The organism is Pseudomonas oryzae, assembly GCF_900104805.1.
Lineage (GTDB): Bacteria > Pseudomonadota > Gammaproteobacteria > Pseudomonadales > Pseudomonadaceae > Geopseudomonas > Geopseudomonas oryzae.
The window spans coordinates 2,509,881-2,532,427 of sequence record NZ_LT629751.1 but is presented as its reverse complement, the minus strand read 5'-3'; the positions used below and the strand labels follow the sequence as shown (position 1 = coordinate 2,532,427).

At 69.3% G+C, this 22,547-nt stretch carries 24 protein-coding genes; 5 read left to right on the top strand and 19 right to left on the bottom strand.

What is annotated here, in order from left to right; genetic code table 11:
• Positions 1-48 precede the first annotated feature (48 nt).
• Positions 49-441 carry a lactoylglutathione lyase gene (gene gloA / locus BLT78_RS11335; RefSeq protein ID WP_090349076.1) on the top strand — a complete coding sequence of 131 codons (393 nt, stop codon included), beginning with the start codon at positions 49-51 and terminating at the stop codon, positions 439-441.
• 60 nt (positions 442-501) lie between these two features.
• Here gloA and BLT78_RS11330 read toward each other — a convergent pair whose 3' ends face one another.
• The 3 genes from BLT78_RS11330 to BLT78_RS11320 form a co-directional block, all read right to left on the bottom strand.
• On the bottom strand, positions 502-747 hold the full coding sequence (locus BLT78_RS11330; protein WP_090349075.1) for a DUF2790 domain-containing protein: 246 nt from the start codon (positions 745-747) through the stop codon (positions 502-504).
• A 72-nt stretch (positions 748-819) separates the two neighbouring features.
• Positions 820-1,230, bottom strand: coding sequence for a hydroxyisourate hydrolase (gene uraH, locus BLT78_RS11325; RefSeq protein WP_090349074.1), 411 nt, complete (start codon positions 1,228-1,230; stop codon positions 820-822).
• 33 nt (positions 1,231-1,263) lie between these two features.
• Positions 1,264-1,764 (bottom strand): GlcG/HbpS family heme-binding protein, encoded by a 501-nt coding sequence (locus tag BLT78_RS11320; RefSeq protein WP_090349073.1) that lies wholly within the window; start codon positions 1,762-1,764, stop codon positions 1,264-1,266.
• A gap of 142 nt (positions 1,765-1,906) precedes the next feature.
• Between BLT78_RS11320 and BLT78_RS11315 the strand changes: the two genes are divergently transcribed.
• The gene (locus tag BLT78_RS11315; protein WP_090349072.1) at positions 1,907-2,578 is read left to right on the top strand and encodes a heavy metal response regulator transcription factor; all 672 of its coding nucleotides are present in this window, start codon (positions 1,907-1,909) and stop codon (positions 2,576-2,578) included.
• Complete coding sequence (locus tag BLT78_RS11310; protein WP_090349071.1) at positions 2,575-3,942, top strand: heavy metal sensor histidine kinase; 1,368 nt, start codon at positions 2,575-2,577, stop codon at positions 3,940-3,942. Before BLT78_RS11315 ends, BLT78_RS11310 begins: the two co-directional genes overlap by 4 nt.
• 46 nt (positions 3,943-3,988) lie before the next feature.
• Here the strand turns inward: BLT78_RS11310 and sstT are convergent, their stop codons facing one another.
• From sstT to metG, 13 genes are all read right to left on the bottom strand, one after another.
• Complete coding sequence (sstT, locus tag BLT78_RS11305; RefSeq protein WP_090349070.1) at positions 3,989-5,212, bottom strand: serine/threonine transporter SstT; 1,224 nt, start codon at positions 5,210-5,212, stop codon at positions 3,989-3,991.
• Between the two features lie 218 nt (positions 5,213-5,430).
• On the bottom strand, positions 5,431-5,616 hold the full coding sequence (locus BLT78_RS11300) for a PA3496 family putative envelope integrity protein (RefSeq protein WP_090349069.1): 186 nt from the start codon (positions 5,614-5,616) through the stop codon (positions 5,431-5,433).
• Positions 5,617-5,728: 112 nt separating this feature from the next.
• Complete coding sequence (gene nth, locus BLT78_RS11295; protein ID WP_090349068.1) at positions 5,729-6,367, bottom strand: endonuclease III; 639 nt, start codon at positions 6,365-6,367, stop codon at positions 5,729-5,731.
• Positions 6,368-6,371: 4 nt separating this feature from the next.
• Entirely contained in the window at positions 6,372-7,088 is a 717-nt protein-coding gene (locus tag BLT78_RS11290) for an electron transport complex subunit E (RefSeq protein ID WP_090349067.1), read from the bottom strand.
• Complete coding sequence (gene rsxG, locus BLT78_RS11285; protein ID WP_090349066.1) at positions 7,085-7,753, bottom strand: electron transport complex subunit RsxG; 669 nt, start codon at positions 7,751-7,753, stop codon at positions 7,085-7,087. The genes BLT78_RS11290 and rsxG overlap by 4 nt, the downstream gene beginning before the upstream one ends.
• 4 nt (positions 7,754-7,757) lie before the next feature.
• Positions 7,758-8,813, bottom strand: coding sequence for an RnfABCDGE type electron transport complex subunit D (locus BLT78_RS11280; RefSeq protein ID WP_090349065.1), 1,056 nt, complete (start codon positions 8,811-8,813; stop codon positions 7,758-7,760).
• Positions 8,814-9,005: 192 nt separating this feature from the next.
• Entirely contained in the window at positions 9,006-11,684 is a 2,679-nt protein-coding gene (rsxC, locus tag BLT78_RS11275) for an electron transport complex subunit RsxC (protein ID WP_090349064.1), read from the bottom strand.
• Positions 11,681-12,256: an electron transport complex subunit RsxB gene (rsxB, locus tag BLT78_RS11270; protein ID WP_090349063.1), complete on the bottom strand. Its 576-nt coding sequence runs from the start codon at positions 12,254-12,256 to the stop codon at positions 11,681-11,683. Before rsxB ends, rsxC begins: the two co-directional genes overlap by 4 nt.
• A complete protein-coding gene (gene rsxA, locus BLT78_RS11265; RefSeq protein ID WP_090349062.1) occupies positions 12,253-12,837 on the bottom strand; it encodes an electron transport complex subunit RsxA in 585 nt (194 codons plus the stop codon). Before rsxA ends, rsxB begins: the two co-directional genes overlap by 4 nt.
• 240 nt (positions 12,838-13,077) lie before the next feature.
• Positions 13,078-13,476: a DUF350 domain-containing protein gene (locus tag BLT78_RS11260; RefSeq protein ID WP_090349061.1), complete on the bottom strand. Its 399-nt coding sequence runs from the start codon at positions 13,474-13,476 to the stop codon at positions 13,078-13,080.
• A 26-nt stretch (positions 13,477-13,502) separates the two neighbouring features.
• The gene (locus BLT78_RS11255; protein WP_090349060.1) at positions 13,503-14,624 is read right to left on the bottom strand and encodes a glutathionylspermidine synthase family protein; all 1,122 of its coding nucleotides are present in this window, start codon (positions 14,622-14,624) and stop codon (positions 13,503-13,505) included.
• Positions 14,624-14,950, bottom strand: a complete 327-nt coding sequence (locus tag BLT78_RS11250) for a hypothetical protein (RefSeq protein WP_090349059.1) — start codon at positions 14,948-14,950, stop codon at positions 14,624-14,626. Before BLT78_RS11250 ends, BLT78_RS11255 begins: the two co-directional genes overlap by 1 nt.
• Positions 14,951-15,076: 126 nt before the next feature.
• Positions 15,077-17,122 carry a methionine--tRNA ligase gene (gene metG, locus BLT78_RS11245; protein WP_090352267.1) on the bottom strand — a complete coding sequence of 682 codons (2,046 nt, stop codon included), beginning with the start codon at positions 17,120-17,122 and terminating at the stop codon, positions 15,077-15,079.
• 236 nt (positions 17,123-17,358) lie between these two features.
• On the opposite strand from metG, the gene apbC reads away from it, so the two are divergent.
• Together apbC and dcd are read left to right on the top strand one after the other, a co-directional pair.
• Complete coding sequence (apbC, locus tag BLT78_RS11240; RefSeq protein WP_090349058.1) at positions 17,359-18,447, top strand: iron-sulfur cluster carrier protein ApbC; 1,089 nt, start codon at positions 17,359-17,361, stop codon at positions 18,445-18,447.
• A 236-nt stretch (positions 18,448-18,683) separates the two neighbouring features.
• Complete coding sequence (gene dcd / locus BLT78_RS11235) at positions 18,684-19,250, top strand: dCTP deaminase (RefSeq protein ID WP_090349057.1); 567 nt, start codon at positions 18,684-18,686, stop codon at positions 19,248-19,250.
• Between the two features lie 45 nt (positions 19,251-19,295).
• Here dcd and BLT78_RS11230 read toward each other — a convergent pair whose 3' ends face one another.
• The 3 genes from BLT78_RS11230 to BLT78_RS11220 all read right to left on the bottom strand — a co-directional run bounded on the left by BLT78_RS11230 (position 19,296) and on the right by BLT78_RS11220 (position 22,495).
• Positions 19,296-20,390, bottom strand: a complete 1,095-nt coding sequence (locus BLT78_RS11230) for an AI-2E family transporter (RefSeq protein WP_172830785.1) — start codon at positions 20,388-20,390, stop codon at positions 19,296-19,298.
• 90 nt (positions 20,391-20,480) lie between these two features.
• Positions 20,481-21,824, bottom strand: coding sequence for an erythromycin esterase family protein (locus BLT78_RS11225; protein WP_172830784.1), 1,344 nt, complete (start codon positions 21,822-21,824; stop codon positions 20,481-20,483).
• A gap of 92 nt (positions 21,825-21,916) precedes the next feature.
• Positions 21,917-22,495, bottom strand: coding sequence for an OsmC family protein (locus BLT78_RS11220; protein WP_090349056.1), 579 nt, complete (start codon positions 22,493-22,495; stop codon positions 21,917-21,919).
• Positions 22,496-22,547: the final 52 nt, after the last annotated feature.

Below are 22,547 nucleotides of genomic sequence, written 5' to 3'. Positions count from 1 at the left end.
CAACAGGGTAGAATCCGCCTCCTGCGCAACCGACCAAGGAGATTCCCGATGAGACTGCTGCACACCATGCTGCGGGTTGGCGACCTGGACAAGTCGATCGCCTTCTACACCGAAGTGCTGGGCATGACCCTGCTGCGCCGCAAGGACTACCCGGACGGGCAGTTCACCCTGGCCTTCGTCGGCTACGGCGACGAGGCGCACAACAGCGTCATCGAGCTGACCTACAACTGGGGCGTCGGCCAGTACGAGCTGGGCAGCGGCTACGGCCACATCGCCCTCGAGGTCGAGGACGTCTACAAGGCCTGCGAGGACATCCGTGCCCGCGGCGGCAAGATCACCCGCGAGCCGGGGCCGATGAAGCACGGTTCGAGCATCCTCGCCTTCGTCGAGGACCCGGACGGCTACAAGATCGAGCTGCTGTCGCCGCAGCGCAAGGACTGAACAGTCCGCCACGACGAAGCCCCGCCAGCGTGCGGGGCTTCGTCGTTTCGGGGCGATCGTTCAGTTCTGCCGCGTGCAGGCCTCGGATGAGGTCAGGTAGGACATCCGGCGCAGGCTGCCGGCGGAGTCGCGGTAGGTCATGACCGCGGTGACCACTTCGCAGCGCGGGCTGGCGGGGGTGTCGATCCGCAGCACCCGCGCGATATCCGGCTGGCTGCCGTAGCGGTAGGGCTGCACGTCGCTGTCCTGGGCCTGGGCGAGGCCGGCGGCGAGCAGCAGGGGCAGGGCGATGAGGCGCATGTTCATGGTCGAACCTGTGGGAAGCGGGGCGCCTGCCGCCGTCGCTCGACGGGGCAGAGCGCAGTGGTGACGGAAGGATCAGTTGCCGCGATAGGTCGAGTAGCCGTAGGGGCTGAGCAGCAGCGGGATGTGGTAGTGCGGCACGCTGCCATCGGCGCTGAAGATCACCGGCACCTCGGGGAAGAAGGTCGCCGCCTTGTGCTCGGCGAACCACTCGCCGGTCTTGAAGGTCACCCGGTAGGTGCCCTTCTCCAGCGTCTTGCCTTCCGGGAACAGCGCGGTGATGCGGCCCTGCTCGTTGGTGGTGGCGCTGTTCAGTGCCTGCCAGGCGTTGCCGGCCTGTTTCTCCAGGGTCACCTCGACGCCCGGCGAGGGCAGGCCGTTCTCCAGGTTGAGTACGTGCACGCTGAGCGGGTTGCCGGCGGCCAGCGCCAGGGAGGACAGGCTGGCGAGCAGGGCGCCGGCGCAGAGTTGCTTGAACAGGGTCATGGAGGATCTCCTCGGTCAGTGGATTGGCAAGGTTCAGAGGGTTTGCGTAAGGACGCGGTCGATGGCCTGCTGCGCGCAGGCCTCGTCGTTGGCCGCGCCGCCGGCGCCGGCCACGCCGATGGCGCCGATCACCTGGTCGCCGACCTTCAGCGGCAGGCCGCCGCCGAGCAGCAGCAGCTCGTCCAGGGTGTTGAGGTTGGCCGCCTCGGGGTTGCTGCGGGCGCGCTCGGCGAGCAGGCCGCTGGGGGTCTTGGTCGACAGCGCGGTGTAGGCCTTGCGCTGCGCGGCCAGGGTGTTGTGCGGGCCGACGTTGTCGTCGCGCTGCAGGGCGACCAGGTTGCCGCCGCGGTCGAGCACCGCGGCCACCGCGCTGCGGCCTTCGGCATGACAGGCGGCGAGGGTGGCGTCGAGCAGGCGGTTGGCCAGCTCGAGGGATACGTCGGCGCGCTCGGCGACGCCGGCTGGTGCGGCCAGCGCACTGGCGGCGCACAGGGCGAGACCCGGGAGGGACAACAGGGCGATACGCTGGGACATGGGCTTCTCCGTGGCTGTGCTGGGAACGGCCGCCATCCTCGCAGGCGCTGCCGCTCAAACCGATTGCCGGCGGATTACCGCTTTGTAATGGGCGAAACGCCCGCGAAGGCCTAGCCTATGCGCCGGCGAGCAGGAGACGACGATGCGCATACTGGTGGTGGAAGACGAGGTGAAGACGGCGGACTACCTGGGCCGGGGCCTGAGCGAGGACGGCTATCTGGTCGAGGTGGCGCGCGACGGCCTGGACGGCCTGCACCTGATCCGCGAGAGCGAGTTCGACCTGATCATCCTCGACGTCATGCTGCCGGGTCTGGACGGCTGGCAGGTGCTGCAGGAGATCCGCCGCCGCGCGCCGACCCCGGTGCTGTTCCTCACCGCCCGCGACGCTGTGGAGGACCGGGTGCGCGGCCTCGAACTGGGCGCCGACGACTACCTGGTCAAGCCGTTCTCCTACGCCGAGCTGCTGGCGCGGGTGCGCAGCCTGCTGCGCCGTGGCCCGCCGCGGGAGATCGAGCGCTTCCAGGTCGCCGACCTCGAACTCGACCTGCTGCGCCGCCGGGTGACCCGCGGCGGCGAGCGTCTCAACCTGACCAACAAGGAGTTCGCCCTGCTGCACCTGCTGCTCAGCCGCGAGGGCGAGGTGCTGTCGCGCGCCTTCATCGCCTCGCAGGTGTGGCAGATGAACTTCGACAGCGACACCAACGTGGTCGACGTGGCGATCCGCCGGCTGCGCGCCAAGGTCGACGATCCCTACCCGTGCAAGCTGATCCACACCGTGCGCGGCATGGGCTACGTGCTGGAGGTGGCGGAGTGAGGCTGTGGCCGCGCGCCCTGAGCCTGCGCCTGGCGCTGCTGTTCGCCCTGGTCGGCGTGCTGCTGCTCGGCGCCATCGGCTTCTACCTGTACGCCTCGTTGGCGCGCGAGATCGCCTGGCGCGACGACCAGGCCCTGCTTGGCCGTCTCGAGCGCATGCACGGGCTGCTCGACGACAGCGCCAGCATCGATGCGCTGCGCCAGCGTCCGCAGCTGTACGGCAACATGCTCGGCAACCGCGACAGCCTGCTGTGGCTGCTCGACGCCGAGGGCCGCGCGCTGATCGAGGTCAACCCGGCGCAGCTGGCGTTGCCGCGCCTGGCGGCGACGGCGCAGGTGCGCCTGGCCGACAGTGCCGACGGCGCAGCGCGGCTGGCCTGGCTGCAGGTGGCCGGCGACGGCGGCGCGCTGACCCTAGTGGCCGGCAAGCTGCTCGCCGAGCGTGGGCAGATGCTCGCCGCCTACCGGCTCAAGCTGTGGCTGGCGCTGGCGGTCGGCGCGCTGCTGGCCTTCCTGCTCGGCTGGGCGGTCAGCCAGCGCGCCCTGCGTCCGCTGCGCCGGCTGGCGGCGCGCGCCGAGGGTATCGACGTGCAGCACCTGCACCTGCGCCTGGCCGGCGGCGAGCAGGTCAGCGAGCTGCGCGGCCTGAGCGTCGCCCTCGACCGCATGCTCGCCCGCCTGGAGGACGGCTTCGCCCAGCTGTCGCGTTTCTCCGAGGACCTCGCCCACGAGATGCGCACGCCGCTGGGCAACCTGATGGGGCAGACCCAGCAGACCCTGCGCCAGCCGCGCACGGCGGAGGAGTACGAGAACCTGCTGGCCTCCTGCCTGGAGGAGTACGAGCGGCTGGCGCGGATGATCGACAGCATGCTGTTCCTCGCCCGCAGCGAGCAGCCGCAGGCCTCGGTCAGCCGCGAGACGGTCGAGCTGGCCGCGCTGGTCGATCAGCTCTGCGAGTACTTCGAGGGCATGGCCGAGGAGCGCGAGCTGCGCCTGGTCAATCGCGCGCAGGGCAGCCTGCAGGCCGACGCCCAGCTGCTGCGCCGCGCGCTGGCCAACCTGCTGGCCAACGCCCTGCGCCACGCTACGCCGGGCACCGCGGTGAGCATCGACAGCCGGCGCACGGCGACGGCGCTGGAGATCGCCGTGCACAACGCGGGCGAGCCGATCGGTGCCGAACACCAGCCGCGGCTGTTCGAGCGCTTCTACCGCTGCGACCCTTCGCGCGCCCAGCCGGGCGACACCGGCGGCCTCGGCCTGGCCATCGTGCGTTCGATCATGCAGCTGCACGGCGGCAGCGTGCTGGTGTCGAGCGGTGTTGAGGGCACCTGCTTCGTCCTGGTGTTCCCCGTCGCCGGCGTCTGAGTCAGCGATTCCGGGCCTGCCCTGCGCAGGCCCGGAGTCGCTGCTGTCAGTCCTGCTGCGCCAGGCAGGCGGCGGCGGTGAGCAGCACGTCGGTGGAGGAGTTCAGCGCGGTCTCGGCCGAGTCCTGGACGATGCTGATGATGAAGCCGATGGCCACCACCTGCATGGCGATCTCGCTGGGGATGCCGAACAGGCTGGTGGCCAGCGGGATCAGCAGCAGCGAGCCACCGGCCACGCCGGACACGCCGGCGGCGCTGATCGAGGCGATCACGCACAGCAGCAGGGCGGTGGGGAGGTCGACGGCGATGCCCAGGGTGTGCACCGCGGCCAGGCTCAGCACGCTGATGGTGATGGCCGCGCCGGCCATGTTGATGGTGGCGCCGAGCGGGATCGACACCGAGTAGGTGTCCTCGTGCAGGCCGAGGCGCTCGCACAGCTGCAGGTTGACCGGAATGTTGGCCGCTGAGCTGCGGGTGAAGAAGGCGGTGAGGCCGCTCTCGCGCAGGCAGGTGAACACCAGCGGGTAGGGGTTGCGGCGGATCTTCCAGTACACGATCAGCGGGTTGACCACCAGCGCGATCAGCAGCATGCAGCCGACCAGCACCGCCAGCAGACGGGCATAGCCGAGCAGCGCGTCGAGGCCGGCCTCCGCCAGCGCCGCGGCGACCAGGCCGAAGGCGCCCAGCGGCGCGAAGCGGATCACCACGCGGACGATCAGGGTCATGCCCTGCGACAGGTCGTGCAGCACGGTGCGGGTGGTATCGCTGGCATGGCGCAGGGCGATGCCGAGGCCGACGGCCCAGGCCAGGATGCCGATGAAGTTGGCCTTGAGCAGGGCGTCCACCGGATTGGCCAGCAGGTTGCCCAGCAGCGAGACCAGCACCTCGCCGATGCCGCCGGGCGCGCTGGCCGCAGGGCCGCTGCCGCTCAGCACCAGTGTCGAGGGGAACAGGAAGCTGGCGCCGACGCCGACCAGGGCGGCGGCCAGGGTACTGATCAGGTACAGGGCGAGCACCGGGCGGATATGGGTGGCCTGGCCGCGCTTGTGGCTGGCGATGGCCGAGGTCACCAGCAGGAACACCAGCGGCGGGGCCACGGCCTTGAGCGCGGCGACGAACAGGTTACCGACGAAACCGACGGATTGGGCTGCCTGCGGGGCGAGCGTGGCCAGCAGGATGCCGGCGATCAGGCCGAGGACGATCTGGCCGACCAGACTGGTGCGGGCGAGCCGCTGCAGAAGCGGCAGCGGCGTAGCGATGGTGTTGCTCATGGACTGTCTCGTGGTGGTTGCGGACTCCACCACGCCGCAGTCGTCGACGACGGCGCAGCGCCGTCCGTTTGCTGCGGGGCACGGGGCGGACCCCCGTGCAGAAGGGGCGCGATTGTACGGTGGGCGATGGCGGCTGGCAAAGCCCGCCCGGGCGGGCGGTAGGCGCCCACCCCAAGAGACGGGGCGGGCGGGAAGGCGGGAGGCGTGGCGCTGGTCGGTTACAGGTCGAAGTCGTAATCGGCCAGTTGTCTCTTCAGGCGACGCTCCTCGAGCAGGTTGTCGATCACGCGCCGCTTGGCCAGGTTGGTCTTGCTGGTCGGGGCATCCTTGGCTTCGGCGTCATCCGGTTCGGCGTCGACGACGAAGTCTTCTTCCAGGTCGAGGTCGGTCTTGGCTTGTGCCATGGCGTGCGGCTCCACTAGAAAATCAGAGGGCGTTTCGCGCACCTTATAGCGGCAAAGCCGAAGGGGGTAAAAAAGATTTTTTTTATCGCTGGCGATGAGATCGTATATCGATTCAATCGTCCGAAGTCTTGTGCTTGTACTCGCACAGGTCTTCGATCCGGCAACTGCCGCACTGCGGCTTGCGCGCCTTGCACACGTAGCGGCCGTGCAGGATCAGCCAGTGGTGGGCGTCGAGCAGGTATTCCCTGGGCACGAACTTCACCAGCTTCTTCTCCACCTCCAGCACGGTCTTGCCGGGGGCGATACCGGTGCGGTTGCTGACCCGGAAGATGTGGGTGTCGACCGCCATGGCCGGCTGGCGGAAGGCGGTGTTGAGCACCACGTTGGCGGTCTTGCGGCCGACGCCGGGCAGCGCCTCCAGCTCCTCGCGGGTGTTCGGCACGACACTGTTGTGCTTTTCGATCAGCAGGCGGCAGGCCTCGATGACGTTCTTCGCCTTGCTGCGGTACAGGCCGATGGTCTTGATGTACTGCTCGAGGCCCTCGACGCCGAGGGCGTGGATCGCCTCCGGGGTGTTGGCCACCGGGAACAGCTTCGCCGTGGCCTTGTTGACGCCGACGTCGGTGGCCTGGGCGGAGAGGATCACCGCCACCAGCAGCTCGAAGACGCTCTGGTATTCGAGCTCGGTGCTCGGCTCGGGATTGTCTTCCTTCAGGCGGCGGAAGATCTCCGCGCGCTTGGCGGCATTCATGCTTTCACTCCACCACGCCGGTGACCCGCACGCGGCGGCTCGGCGCCGGTTCCGGGGTCGGTGCACTGGCCTTGGCGCGCGCCTCGGCGCGTTCGTCGAGGATGTTCTTGCCGGCGATCAGCAGGCCCAGCACGAGGAAGGCGCCAGGCGGCAGGATGGCCAGCAGGAAGCCCTTGTAGTCGCTGCCGAACAGGTTGAGCTCCCAGTCGGCGGCGATCGGGCCGAACAGCAGCTCCATGTTGGCGAACAGCGTGCCGGTGCCGAGCAGTTCGCGGATGGCGCCGAGTGCCAGCAGTACCAGGCCGAAGCCGATGCCCATCATCAGGCCGTCGAACGCCGAGCGGGCGATGCCGTTCTTCGCGGCGAAACCGTCGGCGCGGCCGAGGATGATGCAGTTGGTGGTGATCAGCGGGATGAAGATGCCGAGTATCTGGTACAGCTCGTAGGTGAACGCCTGCATCAGCAGTTCGATGCAGGTGGTCAGCGCGGCGATGATCATCACGAAGGCCGGCAGGCGCACGGCGGTCTGCGTCACGCTGCGGATGGACGACACCGCGGCGTTGGAGCAGGCCAGCACCAGCGCGGTGGCCAGGCCCAGGCCGAGGGCGTTGACCGTCGAGTTGCTGGTGCCGAGCAGCGGGCACAGGCCGAGCAGCTGGACCAGGCCGGGGTTGTTCTTCCACAGGCCGTTGACGGCGATTTCGCGGTAGCTCTGGCTCATTGTGCGCGCTCCTCGGCGGGGGCCGCAGCCGCCGGCGCGGTGGCGATCCGGGCGAACAGTTCGGCCTTGTGGGCATCGAAGTACTGCAGGGCATGGTGCACGGCCTTGACCACCGCACGCGGGGTGATGGTGGCGCCGGCGAACTGGTCGAACTGACCCTGATCCTTCTTCACCGCCCAGCCGGCCTCGTCCGGATCGCTCAGCGACTTGCCGTTGAAGGCCAGCACCCAGGGGCTCTTGGCCAGCTCGATCTTGTCGCCGAGGCCCGGGGTTTCCTTGTGGGCAAGCACGCGCACGCCGGCCAGGCGGCCGTCGGCGTGGATGCCGATCAGCAGGCGGATGCTGCCGCTGTAGCCGTCCGGGGCGATGGCCTGGAGGATGACGGCGCTCGGCTGGCCGCCCTTGAGCGCCAGGTAGGCCGGCAGCGGACCGGCGCTGCCAAGCAGCGGATCGGCGAGCTGCAGGCGGTTGTCCAGCAGGTGGTTGTCGTAGCTTTCGGCGGGGAGGATCTCGGCCAGCGCGCGCACCTGGGCCTCGCGCTCGGCCTGCTCGATACGCGTGGCGGTACCCTGCTGGGTGATAGCCACCACGCCGACGGTGGCGACGGCGAACAGGCCGAGGATCAGGGCGTTCCTCAGCATCGAACGCGGCATTTCCGGCAGCATGTCCTCAGTCTCCCAGCTTGAAGCCGCGTTCCGGCTTGCGGTGGCCGTAGGTGCGCGGACGGGTGTAGTAGTCGATGGTCGGCGCGGCCAGGTTCATCAGCAGCACGGCGAAGGCCACGCCGTCCGGATAGCCGCCCCAGGCGCGGATCACGTAGGCCAGCATGCCGACGCCGGCGCCGAAGATCAGCCGGCCGAGCACGCTGGTGGCGCCTGATACCGGATCGGTGACGATGAAGAAGGCGCCGAGCATGGTCGCGCCGGTGAGCAGGTGGAACAGCGGCGAGCCATTGGAGTCGGAGCCCGAGCCGTTCCAGAACAGCAGGCTCATCAGCGCCAGGGCGGCGAGCATGCCGAGCGGGGCATGCCAGGTGAACACGCGCTTGTACAGCAGGAACAGGCCGCCGGCGAGGAACGCCAGGTTGACGGCCTCGCTGCCGTAGCCGCCGAAGTTGCCGAAGGCGGGGTTGCCGGCCCACAGCTCGGCCATGGTCAGGCTCTTGTTGACCTTGAGCGCGTCCAGCGCGGTGGCCTGGGTCCAGGCGTCCGGCAGGCCGGCGGTGAGGCCGAGGATGCGCTGCAGGCCCTCGACCAGGCCGAGGGTCGGGGTGACCGCCTCGAAGCCGCGCGGCGCCGGCCAGCTGGTCATCTCCACCGGGAAGGAGATCAGCGCCACCACGTAGCCGAGCATCGCCGGGTTGAACGGGTTCTGGCCGAGGCCGCCGAACAGCTGCTTGCCGAACACGATGGCGAAGGCGGTGGCCACCAGGGTCAGCCACCAGGGCGAGTAGGGCGGCAGGGCCAGGGCCAGCAGCACGGCGGTGAGCACCGCGCTGTAGTCGCGCAGGAAGAAGGCCACCGGGCGCTGGCGCAGGCGCAGCACCGCCGCCTCGCAGCCGAGGGCGACGGCGCTGGCCCAGCACAGGTTGATCAGGGTGCCGAAACCATACAGCCAGGTCAGCAGCAGGATGCCGGGCACGGTCGCCAGCAGCACCAGCTGCATGACCCGCTGGGTGCGGTTGTGGCCCGTGGCGTGGGGCGAGGTGATGCGGGGCAGTGCCATTGATGCTCCGTTGTCTGTGCGCATGGGGAGGTTGCCCTCCACCAGCCGGCTGCGGCCGGCGATGATCTGGGTTGCGTAGGGTGGGTCAGCCGCCTGCGGCGTGACCCACCAATGCCGGCAAGAGCCGGCACATCCTGGCCGACCTTGCGGCCGGGTGGTGGGTCACGGCCTTTGGCCTAACCCACCCTACGGTCATGTGCTCTGCTGCTCAGCCAGCTTGCCTTCAGCCTCGGCCAGGCGCGCGCGGGCGGCGTCCAGCGCCGCCGGGTCGGCGTTCTCGTCACGCTCCAGCTTGCGCAGGTCGGCGCGGGCGAAGGCCACTTCGGTCTTCAGCGCACGGGTGGTCTCGTCGATGGGGCGCTTGTCGGTGCGCACCAGCTCCGGCGCCGGCTTGCTGGAAGCGTCCTCGGCGGCGTGCAGGGCCTGCTCGGCGCCCGCCAGGGCCTCGCGCAACTTCGCCAGCTCGGCCTCGTCGGCGCCGGCCTTCTCGGCCTTCTTCAGTTCGGCGCGCTTCATCGCCAGTTCGACCTTGGCCTTCTTCAGCGGGTCGATCTCGGCCTTGGCCGGTGCTGCAGATTCGGCCGGCGCCGAGGCGGCCGGCTGCTCCAGGGCGGCCAGGGCCTGGTCGGCGGCGGCGAGCTGCTCGCGCAGCCTGGCCAGCTCGGCCTGTTGGGCGTCGTCTGGCGCCTCGACCTTCTCCAGCTTGCGGATCTGCGCCTTGAGCATGGCGGCCTCGATCTTGGCCTTCTTCAGCGCCTCGTCGCCGGCCGGCTTGGCGGCGGGTGCGGCGGCGCTGCTTTCGGCGGCGGCCAGGGCCTGGTCGGCGGCGGCGAGCTGCTCGCGCAGCCTGGCCAGCTCGGCCTGCTGTTCGTCGCTCGGCGCCTCGACCTTCTCCAGCTTGCGGATCTGCGCCTTGAGCATGGCGGCCTCGATCTTGGCCTTCTTCAGCGCCTCGTCGCCGGCCGGCTTGGCGGCGGGTGCGGCGGCGCTGCTTTCGGCGGCGGCCAGGGCCTGGTCGGCGGCGGCGAGCTGCTCGCGCAGCTTGGCCAGCTCGGCCTGTTGGGCGTCGTCTGGCGCCTCGACCTTCTCCAGCTTGCGGATCTGCGCCTTGAGCATGGCGGCCTCGATCTTGGCCTTCTTCAGCGCTTCGTCGCCGGCCGGCTTGGCGGCGGGGGCTGGCGCTGCGGCCGGGGCGGCGGCCTGGGCTTCGGCGAGGGCCTTCTGTGCGGTTTCCAGTGCGCTGCGCAGCTCGGCGACCTGGGCGTGCAGTTCGGGGGTGTCGTGCTGGGCCAGCTGCTTCTCGGCCTTCTTCAGCGCCACCTGGGCCATGCTGGCCTCGATCTTCAGGCGCTTGAGTTCCTCGTTCACCGCCGGTGCGGCGCTCGCGACCGGGGCGGCGGCGGCTTCGGCCTGCGCCGCCTTGGCGCGTGCGGCCTTCTCGGCGCGGGCGCGGCGTTCCTCTTCCTTGCGTTCTTCCTCGCGGCGCAGGCGCTCCTGGCGCAGCTCGAAGCGCTGCTTGGAGTGCTCGGCCTTCTGCTGCTTCTGCTCCAGTTCGCGGATTTCCGCCTTGGCGACCCGGTAGTACTGCACCAGCGGGATGCTCGACGGGCAGACGTAGGCGCAGGCACCGCACTCGATGCAGTCGAACAGGTTGTGCGCCTTGAGCTGCTCGTGCTCCTGGCCGAGGGCGAAGAAGTGCAGCTGCTGCGGCAGCAGGCTGGCCGGGCAGGCCAGGGCACATTCGCCGCAGCGGATGCACGGCATCGCCGGCGGCGGCGGCGGCAGCTCCTGGCGGGTCGGTGCCAGCAGGCAGTTGGTGGTCTTGATCAGCGGCACGTCGAGCGTGGGCAGGGTGAAGCCCATCATCGGCCCGCCCATGATCAGGCGCTCCAGCCTGGTCTGGTCGAGGCCGGCGAAGGCCAGCAGCTCGCTGACCGGGGTGCCGATCAGCGCCTCGACGTTCATCGGCCTGGCCAGCGCCTCGCCGGTCAGGGTGGTGACCCGCGAGATCAGCGGCCGGCCGAGCACCACGGCATCGTGGATGGCCACGGCGGTGCCGACGTTCTGGCAGAGGATGCCGATGTCCGCCGGCAGGCCGCCGGAGGGCACCTCGCGGCCGGTGAGGATCTGGATCAGCTGCTTCTCGCCACCGGACGGGTACTTGGTGGGGAACACCCGTACCTGATAGCTGCGCTCGCTGAGCGCGGCGCGCACCGCGGCGATGGCCTCGGGCTTGTTGTCCTCGATGCCGATCAGCACCTCGTCCGGCTGGATCAGCTGGACCAGGATGTCGATGCCGACCACCAGTTCGGCAGCCTTCTCGCGCATCAGCAGATCGTCGGCGGTGATGTATGGCTCGCACTCGGTGCCGTTGATCACCAGGGTGTGGATCTTCTGCTGCGGCCTGGCGGTGAGCTTGACCGCGGTGGGGAAGCCGGCGCCGCCCAGGCCGTTGATGCCGGCGTCGCGGATCTTCGCCAGCAGCGCTGCGGGCTCGAGGGCACGGAAGTCGGCGCAGGGCGCAAGTTCGCACCACTGGTCGAGACCGTCGGTGTCGATGACGATGGCCGGGGCGAGCATGCCGGAGGCGTGCGGATAGGGCTGCGGGCCGATGAAGGTCACGGTGCCGGAGGTCGGTGCATGCACGGCCGCGCTGACGAAGGTGGGGCCGGTGGCGATCAGCTGGCCCTTGAGCACGCGCTCGCCGACCGCCACGCAGGGCTCGGCCGGAGCGCCGATGTGCTGGCTCAGCGGCAGGATCAGCTGCCTGGGCAGCGGTGCCGGCTGGATCGGCGTGCGGTTGGACAGCTCCTTGCGCTCCGGCGGATGGATGCCGCCGTGGATGTCCCAGATCTTGGCGCGAACGGTCATGCGGCCTGCTCCCGGTCGGTGGCGATCAATTGGCCGGGCGGGAGCGGGCGCTCCCACTTCCAGTTCTGCACGCTGGTGCCGATCTCGATCATGTCGATGCAGTCCACCGGGCAGGGCTCCACGCACAGATCGCAGCCGGTGCACTCGTCGACGATCACCGTGTGCATCTGCCGCGCCGCGCCGACGATGGCGTCCACCGGGCAGGCCTGCAGGCACTTGGTGCAGCCGATGCACTCGGCCTCGCGGATGTAGGCGACCATGCGCGGCTTCTCGCCGCCGGCGGCGTCCAGCGGCTCGGCCTCGACGTCGAGCAGGTCGGCCAGCGCCTGCACGGTGGTCTGGCCGCCCGGCGGGCACTTGTTGATCTTGTCGCCGTTGGCGATCGCCTCGGCGTAGGGCTTGCAGCCCGGGTAGCCGCACTGGCCGCACTGGGTCTGCGGCAGCAGGGCGTTGATCTGCTCGACGATGGGGTCGCCCTCGACGCGGAAGCGCACCGCGGCGTAGCCGAGGATGGCGCCGGCGATCAGGCAGATCGCGGCCAGGGCGATGACGGCACTGAGGACCAGACTCATAGCTTGATCAATCCGGTGAAGCCCATGAACGCCAGCGACATCAGGCCGGCGGTGACCAGGCCGATGGCCGCGCCGCGGAACGGCTTGGGCACGTCGGCGATGGCGATGCGCTCGCGCATGGCGGCGAACAGCACCAGTACCAAGGAGAAGCCGAGGCCGGCGGCGAAACCGTTGGCGGTGGCGGTGAAGAAGGTGAACTCGGCCTTGTTGGCGTTGAGCAGGGCCACGCCGAGGACGATGCAGTTGGTGGTGATCAGCGGCAGGAATATGCCGAGTACCCGGTACAGCACCGGGCTGGTCTTGTTCACCACCATCTCGGTGAACTGCACCACCACGGCGATCACCAGGATGAAGCTGATGGTCCTGAGGAACTCGAGATCCAGCGGCTTGAGCACGTACTGGTGGACCAGGTAGCTGCACATGGCGGCCAGGGTCAGCACGAAGGTGGTGGCCAGCGACAGGCCGATGGCGGTTTCGATCTTCTTCGAAACCCCCATGAACGGGCAGAGGCCAAGGAACTGCACCAACACGAAGTTGTTGACCAGAATGGCGCTGACCAGGATGAGGGCGAATTCGGTCATGGCAGAAGCGGGCTCACGCCGTCGATGAAATAGGGGGCGCTTATTATCGTGGAGGCGCTTATAGCGTACAAGCAGAGTGGACGCGGAGTTTTTAAGCTCTTTTTGGAATAAATACTGTGAATCTGGCTATTTGCGCGGCCTGCCGGCCGTGGACCGAGGGCTGCGGCGGGTTGTCGCGAGCGTTCGTGTCGCAGGCTCGGGCCAGACGCGCCGGCCGCCGGGGGCAGCCGGCGGCGCGGCTCAGTAGACCATGCAGGCGGCGTTGAGCAGGCCGGCGCACAGCGCGCTGCCGCCGAGGAACAGGCCGTGGGCCAGGCAGTTGCCGCTGATCCCCTGGCGCAGTTCGGGCAGCAGGCGGGCGACGCCCAGGTAGACCAGCGCCTGCACCAGCATGGCGACGGCGCCCCAGACCAGCATGTCGAGCAGGCTGGTGCTGTGGGCGATGCTGCTGGCCAGCGGCAGGGCGAAGCCGAGCAGCGCGCCGATCAGGGCGACGGCGGCGGCCAGGTTGCCGGCGCGGATCAGCTCCAGCTCGGCGTAGGGCGTCAGGCGGATGTACAGGCTGGCGAACAGGCCGAACAGGGCCAGCGCGGTGGCGAAGTAGGCGAGGAAGCTGGGCAGGGTTTGCAGCAGGTCCACGACGGGATCTCCTTGAAGTCGATGGCTCAGGCGTTGCGGAAGTAGTGCGGCACGAAGCGGCTGCTGTCGCGGGTGATCGGCCCGCCATCCTCGCGGATGCCCAGGCCCGCGGCACGTTCGCCGACCATCCAGCAGCCCAGCACCGGGTAGTTGCCGGCGAAGTTCGGCAGCGGCGCGCAGGCCTGCCAGATGTGCGGGGCCTGCGCGTGCGGGCCGTCGCTGGCGATAGCGCCGTCGGCGCTGACGATGCGGATGTTCTCGCCCTCGCGCGAATACAGCGGCTTGCGCACCTTGGGCAGCGGCAGCTCGTCGGCGAAGCTGGCCGGCAGCAGGTTGGGGTGCCTGGGGAACAGCCGCCAGAGGATCGGCAGCAGCGCCTTGCACGACAGCAGCAGCTTCCAGGCCGGCTCGAGGAAGCGGATGCCGCTTTCCGCCACATGGCCGGCGAATTCGTCCTCCAGCAGCCATTCCCAGGGGTAGAGCTTGAAACAGTGGCGGATCGGCCGGTCGTCCTCGTCGACGAAGCTGCGCCGCGTGGCATCGAAGCCGATGCGCTCGATGGCCAGGTAGTCGGTGGCCAGCCCCGCCTGGTGCGCGGTGTCGAGCAGGTACAGGGCGTTGCCGGTGTCCTCCTCGTGACCGGCGAGGGCGGCGAAGTGCAGCGGGCCGCCGGGATCGAGCGCCCGCCAGCGGTCGATCAGTCGCTCGTGCAGCGAGTTGAACTGGTCGGCGTCGGGCAGCACGGCTTGCAGCCAGAACCACTGCACCACGCTGGCTTCCAGCAGGCCGGTCGGCGTGTCGGCGTTGTACTCGAGCAGTTTCGGCGCGCCGCTGCCGTCCCAGGAGAAGTCGAAGCGCCCGTACAGGCTGGGCTCCTGGCGCCGCCAGGAGTCGACGATCAGCTCGCGGGCGCGCGGCGGCAGGGCGAAGGGCGCGAAGTGCTGATGGCGGACGATCCAGTCCACCGCCTCCAGGCAGCGCTGGTGCAGGTCCTCGCTGGCGCTTTCCAGCGTCTCGATCTGCTCCAGGGTGAACTCGTAGGCGGCCGACTCGTCCCAGTAGGTGCCGTCGATGCTGTGGAAGGTGAAGCCGAGCTGCTCGCACTGGGTGCGCCAGTGTGGGCGCGGGGTGAAGCTGCGGCGCTGCATCAGCCGCCCCCCGAGAAGCGCGCGCCGGAGCTGCCGAAGCCGCTGCGCTTGACCAGCTCGCGCGCCACCACCAGATCCTGGCGGGCGGTGCGCGGGCGCGAGCCGTCCTCGTAGGTCGGGCCGCGGTGGCGGCCCCTGCTGGCCGAGTAGATCGAGCTGCCGCCGCCGGCACCGCTCGAGTCGCAGTGGTAGGGGGCGCTGTTCCAGTCGGCCTGGCAGTTCTCGCGACTGGCGTAGACGTCCCGGTAGACGGCGTCGTGGTGCAGCATGGCCATCAGCACGCCGCCGGTGAGCACGCTGGTGAATACAACGTTGGATTTCTTCATGCGTCCGTGCGTGGTTCAGAAAACGAGGCCGCCAAGGTTAACCGCGGCGGCGGGAAAAGTCGGTGAAGCGTGCCCGCAAACGCCAGCCCCCGCACGCGGCGGGGGCTGGGTCATGCAGGCGGAGGCTCAGTGCACGCGCTGGCCCGGCTTGGCGCCCGCGTCCGGGCTGAGCAGGAAGATCTCCTCGCCGCCCGGGCCGGCGGCCAGCACCATGCCCTCGGACAGGCCGAACTTCATCTTACGCGGCGCCAGGTTGGCGACGTACAGGGTCAGGCGGCCTTCCAGCTTGCTCGGGTCCGGGTAGGCGCTCTTGATGCCGGAGAACACGTTGCGTTTGGCGTCGCCGATGTCCAGGGTCAGGCGCAGCAGCTTGTCGGCGCCCTCGACGAACTCGCACTTCTCGATCAGCGCGATACGCAGATCCACGGCGGCGAAGGCGTCGAAGTTGATCTCGGGGGCCAGCGGCTCCTTGACCAGTTCGCCGTTGCCTGCGGGGGCGGCGGCTTCGGTGCTTTGTGCGGCGAGGTCTTCCTTGGAGGCTTCGATCATGGCGTCAATCTTCGCGGGTTCGATACGGGTCATCAGCGGGGTGAACGGGTTCAGCGGGTGGTTGGCCAGGCGCAGTGCGTGGTCCTGCCAGGTCAGCGGGGCGACGTTGAGGAAGCCCTCGGCGGCGGCGGCCAGGTTCGGCAGCACCGGCTTGAGGAAGATCACCAGCTGGCGGAACAGGTTGACGCCGAAGGCGCAGATTTCCTGCACCTCGGCCTGCTTGCCCTCGACCTTGTTCAGCGCCCACGGCGCCTTGTCGGCGATCCAGGCGTTGGCGCGGTCGGCCAGGGCCATGATCTCGCGCATGGCGCGGCCGAAGTCGCGCTGCTCGTAGGCCTCGGCGATGCTCGGCGCGGCGGCCTGGAAGGCGTCCCACAGCTGCGGCTCGGGGTTGGCGTCGACCATCACCCCGCCATTGCCCTTGTGGATGAAGCCGGCGCAGCGGCTGGCGATGTTGACCACCTTGCCGACCAGGTCCGAGTTGACCTTCTGCACGAAGTCCTCGAGGTTGAGGTCCAGATCGTCCACGCCGCGCGACAGCTTGCTGGCGTAGTAGTAGCGCAGGTATTCGGGGTTCAGGTGGTCGAGGTAGGTGCGCGCCTTGATGAAGGTGCCGCGCGACTTGGACATCTTCTGGCCGTTGACGGTCAGGTAGCCGTGCACGTTGACCGCGGTCGGCTTGCGGAAGCCCGCGCCTTCGAGCATCGCCGGCCAGAACAGGGTGTGGAAGTTGACGATGTCCTTGCCGATGAAGTGGTACAGCTCGGCCTTGGAGTCCTGCTGCCAGAAGGCGTCGAAGTCCAGCTCCGGACGGCGCGCGCAGAGGTTCTTGAAGCTGGCCATGTAGCCGATCGGCGCGTCCAGCCAGACGTAGAAGTACTTGCCCGGCTCGTCGGGGATCTCGAAGCCGAAGTAGGGCGCGTCGCGGGAGATGTCCCACTCCTGCAGGCCGCCGTCCAGCCACTCGGCGATCTTGTTGGCCACCGCGTCCTGCAGGGCGCCGCCGCGGGTCCACTGCTTGAGCATGGCCTCGAAGTCGGGGAGCTTGAAGAAGAAGTGCTTGGAGTCCCTGAGCACCGGGGTGGCGCCGGAGATCGCCGAGCGCGGGTCCTTCAGCTCGGTCGGCTCGTAGGTGGCGCCGCACTTCTCGCAGTTGTCGCCGTACTGGTCCTCGGCGGCGCACTTCGGGCAGGTGCCCTTGATGAAGCGGTCGGCGAGGAACATGCCCTTCTCGGGGTCGAAGTACTGGGTCACCGAACGGGTGGCGATGTGCCCGGCGTCGCGCAGGCGGGTGTAGATCAGCTCGGCCAGCTCGCGGTTTTCCTCGGAGTGGGTCGAGTGGAAGTTGTCGAAGTTGACCAGGAAGTCGGCGAAGTCGGCGCTGTGCTCGGCCTGCACGCCGTCGATCAGCTGCTGCGGGGTGATGCCTTCCTTCTCGGCGCGCAGCATGATCGCCGAGCCGTGGGCGTCGTCGGCGCAGACGTAGACGCACTGGTTGCCGCGCTGCTTCTGGAAGCGCACCCAGATGTCGGTCTGGATGTACTCGAGCATGTGGCCCAGGTGGATGGAGCCGTTGGCGTAGGGCAGGGCGCTGGTAACGAGAATCTGGCGGGGCTCGGACATGATGATCGGCTGCACTGGCGAAACAGGGAAAGGCGGGAACTATATAGGCCCGGGCGGTTTTTTTCATCCGTGGGGGTTGGCGGCCGGGTGCGCTTTGCCTCCGCGGTAATGCCGCGAGGGACGTGTAGGGTGCGCCATGCGCACCAGCAGCCCACGAGTGGCCGGTTGGTGCGCATGGCGCACCCTGCGGGTAGGATAGCCACCTGTTTCGCTCAACCATTTTCCGGGAGTCACCCATGAGTGCCGTCACCCGCGCCGCCGTCGAGGCGGTCCTGCGTCAGTACCTTGATCCGCATCTCGATCAGGACCCGGTCAGCGCCGGCTGCCTGCGCGACCTCGCCATCGATGGCGGCCGCGTGCGCGTGCGTCTGGAGCTGGGCTACGCCGCCGGGCTGTTCAAGGCCGGCTGGGCCGAGCTGCTCAAGTCCGGCCTGGAGAACCTCGCCGGCGTGACCGATGCCTCGGTGCAGGTCGACTGCGTGATCCCCGCCCACCAGGTGCCGGCGCAGACCCAGGCGCTGGCCGGGGTGAAGAACGTGATCGCCGTGGCCTCCGGCAAGGGCGGCGTCGGCAAGTCGACCACCGCCGCCAACCTGGCGTTGGCGCTGGCCCGCGAGGGCGCGCGGGTCGGCATCCTCGACGCCGACATCTACGGCCCCAGCCAGGGCCTGATGCTCGGCATCCCGGACGGCACCCGCCCGCAGGTGAAGGACGGCCAGTGGTTCGTGCCGCTCGAGGCGCACGGCGTGCAGGTGATGTCGATGGCCTTCCTCGCCGACGAGCGCACGCCGATGGTCTGGCGCGGGCCGATGGCCTCCGGCGCGCTGCTGCAGCTGATCACCCAGAGCGCCTGGGACAACCTCGACTACCTGGTGGTCGACATGCCGCCGGGCACCGGCGACATCCAGCTGACCCTGGCGCAGAAGGTGCCGGTGGCCGGCGCGCTGATCGTCACCACCCCGCAGGACCTGGCCCTGCTGGATGCCAGGAAGGGCGTGGAGATGTTCGCCAAGGTCAACATCCCGGTGCTCGGCGTGGTGGAGAACATGGCGATGCACGTCTGCTCCAACTGCGGGCACGTCGAGCATCTGTTCGGCGAGGGCGGTGGCGAGAAGCTGGCGGCGCAGTACGGCGTCGAGGTGCTGGCCTCGCTGCCGCTGGCCATGGCCATCCGCGAACAGGCCGACGGCGGCAGGCCGACCGTGGTCGCCGAGCCGGACGGCCCGCTGGCGCTGCTCTACCAGCAGCTGGCGCGCAAGGTCGGCGCGCGTCTGCTCCGCCAGGCCGCGCCGGCGATGCCGAGCATCAGCATCAGCGAGGACTGATGGATCGTAGGGTGGACAACGGCGCAGCCTTGTCCACCGTCAGTGGTGGAAGATCGCTGCGCGAGTCTTCCACCCTACACGCTGACTATCGCGGTTTTCATGGTGCGCACGGCGCACCCTACGCGGGCTCCCCGCCCACGCGCCGGCCGGGCCTTTGCCGGGGATCGGCGTACCGGTAAGATGTGCGCCCGTTTCGCCCCATCTGCCCCCGTTTCACCTCCAGTCAGGACAATCGCATGAGCATCAAATCGGACAAGTGGATTCGCCGCATGGCCCTCGAGCACGGCATGATCGAGCCCTTCGTCGAGCGTCAGGTGCGCGGTGCCGACTCCGAGCGGGTGATTTCCTACGGGGTGTCCAGCTACGGCTACGATGTGCGTTGTGCCGACGAGTTCAAGGTGTTCACCAACATCCACTCGGCCACCGTCGATCCGAAGAACTTCGACGAGAAGAGCTTTGTCGACGTCAAGGGCGACGTCTGCATCATCCCGCCGAACTCCTTCGCCCTGGCGCGCACCGTCGAGTACTTCCGTATCCCGCGCGACGTGCTGACCATCTGCCTGGGCAAGAGCACCTACGCGCGCTGCGGCATCATCGTCAACGTCACCCCGCTCGAGCCCGAGTGGGAAGGCCACGTGACCCTGGAGTTCTCCAACACCACCACCCTGCCGGCGAAGATCTACGCCAACGAGGGCGTGGCGCAGATGCTGTTCCTGCAGTCCGACGAGGAATGCGAAGTGTCCTACAAGGACCGTGGCGGCAAGTACCAGGGGCAGACCGGGGTGACCCTGCCCAAGGCCTGAGGCCTGCGCCGCGTACCGAGAAGCCGGGCCTGGTGCCCGGCTTTTTCATGCCCGCGGTTCGGCCAGCGCCTCGCGGTAGCCCGGGTTGTCCACCCATTCCCAGAACAGCCGGTAGGCGACGGCGAGGATCACCGGACCGACGAACAGGCCGATCACCCCGCTGTCGACCATGCCGCCGAGGGCGCCGATCAGCACCACCGGCATCGGCACCTCCAGCCCGCGGGCCAGCAGCAGCGGCTTGAGCACGTTGTCGGACAGGCCGGCGACCAGGGTCCAGGCGGCGAACACGATGGTTTCCAGGTTGGCGCCTTGGGTGACGATGACGAAGGCGATCACCGGCACGGTGAGGATGGTCACCGGCACCTGCATGATGCCCAGCAGGAGGATCGCCAGGGCCAGCAGGCCGGCCCCGGGAATGCCCATCATCACGAAGGCCACGCCGATCAGCAGCATCTGGATGAAGGCGATGCCGATCACCCCGAGGGCGACGGCGCGGATGGTGGCGGTACACAGGCTGACCACCCGGTCGCCCTGCTGGTTGCTGACGATGCGCCCCGCGATGCGCCGGGCGCTCCGATGGCCCTCGCGGCCGAAGGCCATGATGATCCCGGCGATGATCAGCGAGCCGATGAAGATCAGGAAGGCCGCACCCATCCCGGCGAGTGCGCCCAGGATGCTCAGGGCATGCTCCCTGACTTTGGGTATCAGTTGCTCGACCACGCCGGCCAGGTTGACCGCCGCCTGTTGCCACACGGCATACAGGCGCTCGCCGACCAGCGGCCAGCTGGCCACCGAGGCGTCCGGCGGCGGAATGTGGATGGCGCCGTTCTTCAGCGCCAGCACGGTGCTCTGCACCGACTCGGCCAGCGAGGCGCCGAGCAGGTAGACCGGGATCAGCAGCACGGCGATGCACAGCGCCACCAGCAGGGTGGCGGTGCGGCCGTCGCGGTTGCCCATCGCCGCCAGCAGGCGGCAGTGCAGCGGGTAGAGGGTGACCGAGAGGATCAGCGACCACAGCAGCAAATCGAGGAAGGGGCGGGTGACACGGAAGCAGAACAGCGTCAGCACGACGACCAGTCCGCCGCGGATCAGTACGGTGAGCAGCGGGCCGGCCCAGGCCTGGGAAGCATCGTTCGACATGGCGATTCCTTGGCGCGGCGGTCGCAGGGGGTGGGAGGCTCGGGCGAGCACGCGACCCGGCACGGCAGGAGGAAGCCGCGCCGTTTCCCCCTACTCTCCGAAAGGATAGGTGTCTTCCTCGCCGCTGCACGGCGTGCTGTCATCCAGCGGGGTGACCGCGCAGGTTTCTTCCAGCCAGATCCAGGCGTCGAACTGCTCGGCCAGCACCGCCTCGAAGTAGTGGCTCTGCCGCTCGCTCTCCGGCCGGTAGATCACCCCGATGGCGCGCTCCAGGCGGGTGTCGGCGAGGGCGGCGCGCAGCTCGCTGCGGCTGTCGCTACGTCGGGCGTCGCCGTCACGCCAGTCGGTGAGCGAGGCGGGCAGGCCGACCTGGAGGAACACCTGCTCCCAGCTGTCTTGGCGCGAGGCGCGCACCTGCTGCACGTGCATCGGCGCGTCCCAGTCGTCGGCGGCCGCCACCGTGCCACGGTCGGTACCCATGCCGATCAGCACCGCCGCGCGGCCCCAGGCGTTGCGGCACAGCTCGCCGATGTTGAACTCGCCGGCCCAGCCCATGGCGGTGGCGCTGGCGTTGCCGATGTGCGAGTTGTGCGCCCAGACCACCGCTTTCGCCGCCGGCCCGCGGTGCTCCAGCAGGCGCTGCAGGGTGTCGAACATGTGCTGGTCGCGCAGGTTCCACGAGACGATCGAGCCGTGGTACATGGCCCGGTAGTACTGCTCGGCGGCCTGCACCACGCGGGCGTTCTGCGTGGCGTCGAAGAATGCCTCGCCGTCGCCGGCCAGGTGGGCGAGGCGCTGCTCGAGCAGGGCGCGCAGCTGCGCGACCACCGCTTCCTCGCAGGACTGCTGGCCGTGCAGGACGTTGCGCCCGTACAGCGCCGGCGCGTTCTCCCAGGGCTTCAGGCAGCCGTAGCGCTGGCGCGCCGCCTGCGCCGCCGCGGCGTCGGTGCGCTCCAGATAGTCGAGCACGGCGCTGATCGAGGCGCCCAGGCTGTACACGTCCAGGCCGCGGAACTCCACCCGGCGCGCCATGGGCAGTGCCGCGTTGTGTTGCGTCAGCCAGCTGCAGAACTCGAGGACCTCGCGGTTGCGCCACATCCAGGTGGGAAAGCGCTGGAAGGCCTGGCGGGTCCAGGTGGGCGGTTCCTGCTGGCGGACCTGGCGGTCGATCTGCGCGGCATCCGGCCAGTCGGCCTCGACGGCGACTACGGTGAAGCCGTGCCTTTCGATCAGCCGGCGGGTGATGGCTGCGCGGCAGCGGTAGAACTCGCTGGTGCCGTGGCTGGCCTCGCCGATCAGCACCACCCGGGCGTCGGCGTAGCGGTCGAACAGCGCGGCGAACGCGTCACTCTCAACAGGCGGCAGCGGCTCGGCGTGGCGGCGCAGCAGGGCCAGGCGTTCGTCGTCGCCCGGTCGGGGGGCAGCTTCTTTCATGAGGTCTCCCGACGCGCCGCAGGAAACGGCGCGTCAGGGAAAGCCTAGCCAGTGGTGCGCCGCCTGGCGTGCTGCCGGTCGGCGCGGGTGGCTCAGGTGTGGCGGGTCTCGACCACCACCTCCACCGGCAGCGAGTTGGACACGATGTCGAACACCGGCGAGTACTGCGCCAGTTCGCGCAGGGTGCTCGGTGCGGCGTCGGAGTCGACCTGCATGCGCACCCGCACGCAGCGGTAGCCCTTGCGCACGCTCGGGTCGAGGCCGAGGAAGCCACGCAGGTCCAGGTCGCCTTCCAGACTGGACTGCACGCCGCGGATCTCGATGCCGCGGGCGGCGGCGTGATAGACCATGGTGGTGGTCAGGCAGGCGGCCAGGGCGTGCAGCACGTACTCCACCGGGTTGGCGCCGCGGTCCTGGCCGAGCAGCACCGGCGGCTCGTCGGCGTCCAGCACGAAGGGCTGGTTGCGCGTGCTGTCTTCCTGGCGGCAGCCGTGGAAGCCCTGGATGGTCGAGCGGTTGAGGCCGCCGTCGATCCAGCGGTTGCTGGCGCGAAACTGGAACTCGGCCAGACCCGGATCCTGCTTGACGGCGGCTATGGTATCGAACAGGGCGCCGACGTCGACGCCGTTGACGGTGCGGGTTGCCTGGGTGGCGGTGGCCTGGCTGTTCATGGTCGTCTACCTCTTGGGGCGGCGGCGGGATGTCGTCGCTCTGGAGTCCAAG

What these genes read in the sequence shown, in the direction of transcription:
- rsxB (WP_090349063.1), bottom strand. Translation starts at nt 12,256, where the DNA reads ATGAGTCTGGTCCTCAGTGCCGTCATCGCCCTGGCCGCGATCTGCCTG.
- BLT78_RS11255 (WP_090349060.1), bottom strand. Translation starts at nt 14,624, where the DNA reads ATGCAGCGCCGCAGCTTCACCCCGCGCCCACACTGGCGCACCCAGTGC.
- dcd (WP_090349057.1), top strand. Translation starts at nt 18,684, where the DNA reads ATGAGCATCAAATCGGACAAGTGGATTCGCCGCATGGCCCTCGAGCAC.
- BLT78_RS11320 (WP_090349073.1), bottom strand. Translation starts at nt 1,764, where the DNA reads ATGTCCCAGCGTATCGCCCTGTTGTCCCTCCCGGGTCTCGCCCTGTGC.
- rsxA (WP_090349062.1), bottom strand. Translation starts at nt 12,837, where the DNA reads ATGACCGAATTCGCCCTCATCCTGGTCAGCGCCATTCTGGTCAACAAC.
- BLT78_RS11330 (WP_090349075.1), bottom strand. Translation starts at nt 747, where the DNA reads ATGAACATGCGCCTCATCGCCCTGCCCCTGCTGCTCGCCGCCGGCCTC.
- BLT78_RS11290 (WP_090349067.1), bottom strand. Translation starts at nt 7,088, where the DNA reads ATGAGCCAGAGCTACCGCGAAATCGCCGTCAACGGCCTGTGGAAGAAC.
- sstT (WP_090349070.1), bottom strand. Translation starts at nt 5,212, where the DNA reads ATGAGCAACACCATCGCTACGCCGCTGCCGCTTCTGCAGCGGCTCGCC.
- BLT78_RS11250 (WP_090349059.1), bottom strand. Translation starts at nt 14,950, where the DNA reads ATGAAGAAATCCAACGTTGTATTCACCAGCGTGCTCACCGGCGGCGTG.
- BLT78_RS11225 (WP_172830784.1), bottom strand. Translation starts at nt 21,824, where the DNA reads ATGAAAGAAGCTGCCCCCCGACCGGGCGACGACGAACGCCTGGCCCTG.
- gloA (WP_090349076.1), top strand. Translation starts at nt 49, where the DNA reads ATGAGACTGCTGCACACCATGCTGCGGGTTGGCGACCTGGACAAGTCG.
- rsxC (WP_090349064.1), bottom strand. Translation starts at nt 11,684, where the DNA reads ATGACCGTTCGCGCCAAGATCTGGGACATCCACGGCGGCATCCATCCG.
- BLT78_RS11300 (WP_090349069.1), bottom strand. Translation starts at nt 5,616, where the DNA reads ATGGCACAAGCCAAGACCGACCTCGACCTGGAAGAAGACTTCGTCGTC.
- uraH (WP_090349074.1), bottom strand. Translation starts at nt 1,230, where the DNA reads ATGACCCTGTTCAAGCAACTCTGCGCCGGCGCCCTGCTCGCCAGCCTG.
- metG (WP_090352267.1), bottom strand. Translation starts at nt 17,122, where the DNA reads ATGTCCGAGCCCCGCCAGATTCTCGTTACCAGCGCCCTGCCCTACGCC.
- apbC (WP_090349058.1), top strand. Translation starts at nt 17,359, where the DNA reads ATGAGTGCCGTCACCCGCGCCGCCGTCGAGGCGGTCCTGCGTCAGTAC.
- BLT78_RS11315 (WP_090349072.1), top strand. Translation starts at nt 1,907, where the DNA reads ATGCGCATACTGGTGGTGGAAGACGAGGTGAAGACGGCGGACTACCTG.
- BLT78_RS11280 (WP_090349065.1), bottom strand. Translation starts at nt 8,813, where the DNA reads ATGGCACTGCCCCGCATCACCTCGCCCCACGCCACGGGCCACAACCGC.
- BLT78_RS11220 (WP_090349056.1), bottom strand. Translation starts at nt 22,495, where the DNA reads ATGAACAGCCAGGCCACCGCCACCCAGGCAACCCGCACCGTCAACGGC.
- nth (WP_090349068.1), bottom strand. Translation starts at nt 6,367, where the DNA reads ATGAATGCCGCCAAGCGCGCGGAGATCTTCCGCCGCCTGAAGGAAGAC.
- BLT78_RS11230 (WP_172830785.1), bottom strand. Translation starts at nt 20,390, where the DNA reads ATGTCGAACGATGCTTCCCAGGCCTGGGCCGGCCCGCTGCTCACCGTA.
- rsxG (WP_090349066.1), bottom strand. Translation starts at nt 7,753, where the DNA reads ATGCTGCCGGAAATGCCGCGTTCGATGCTGAGGAACGCCCTGATCCTC.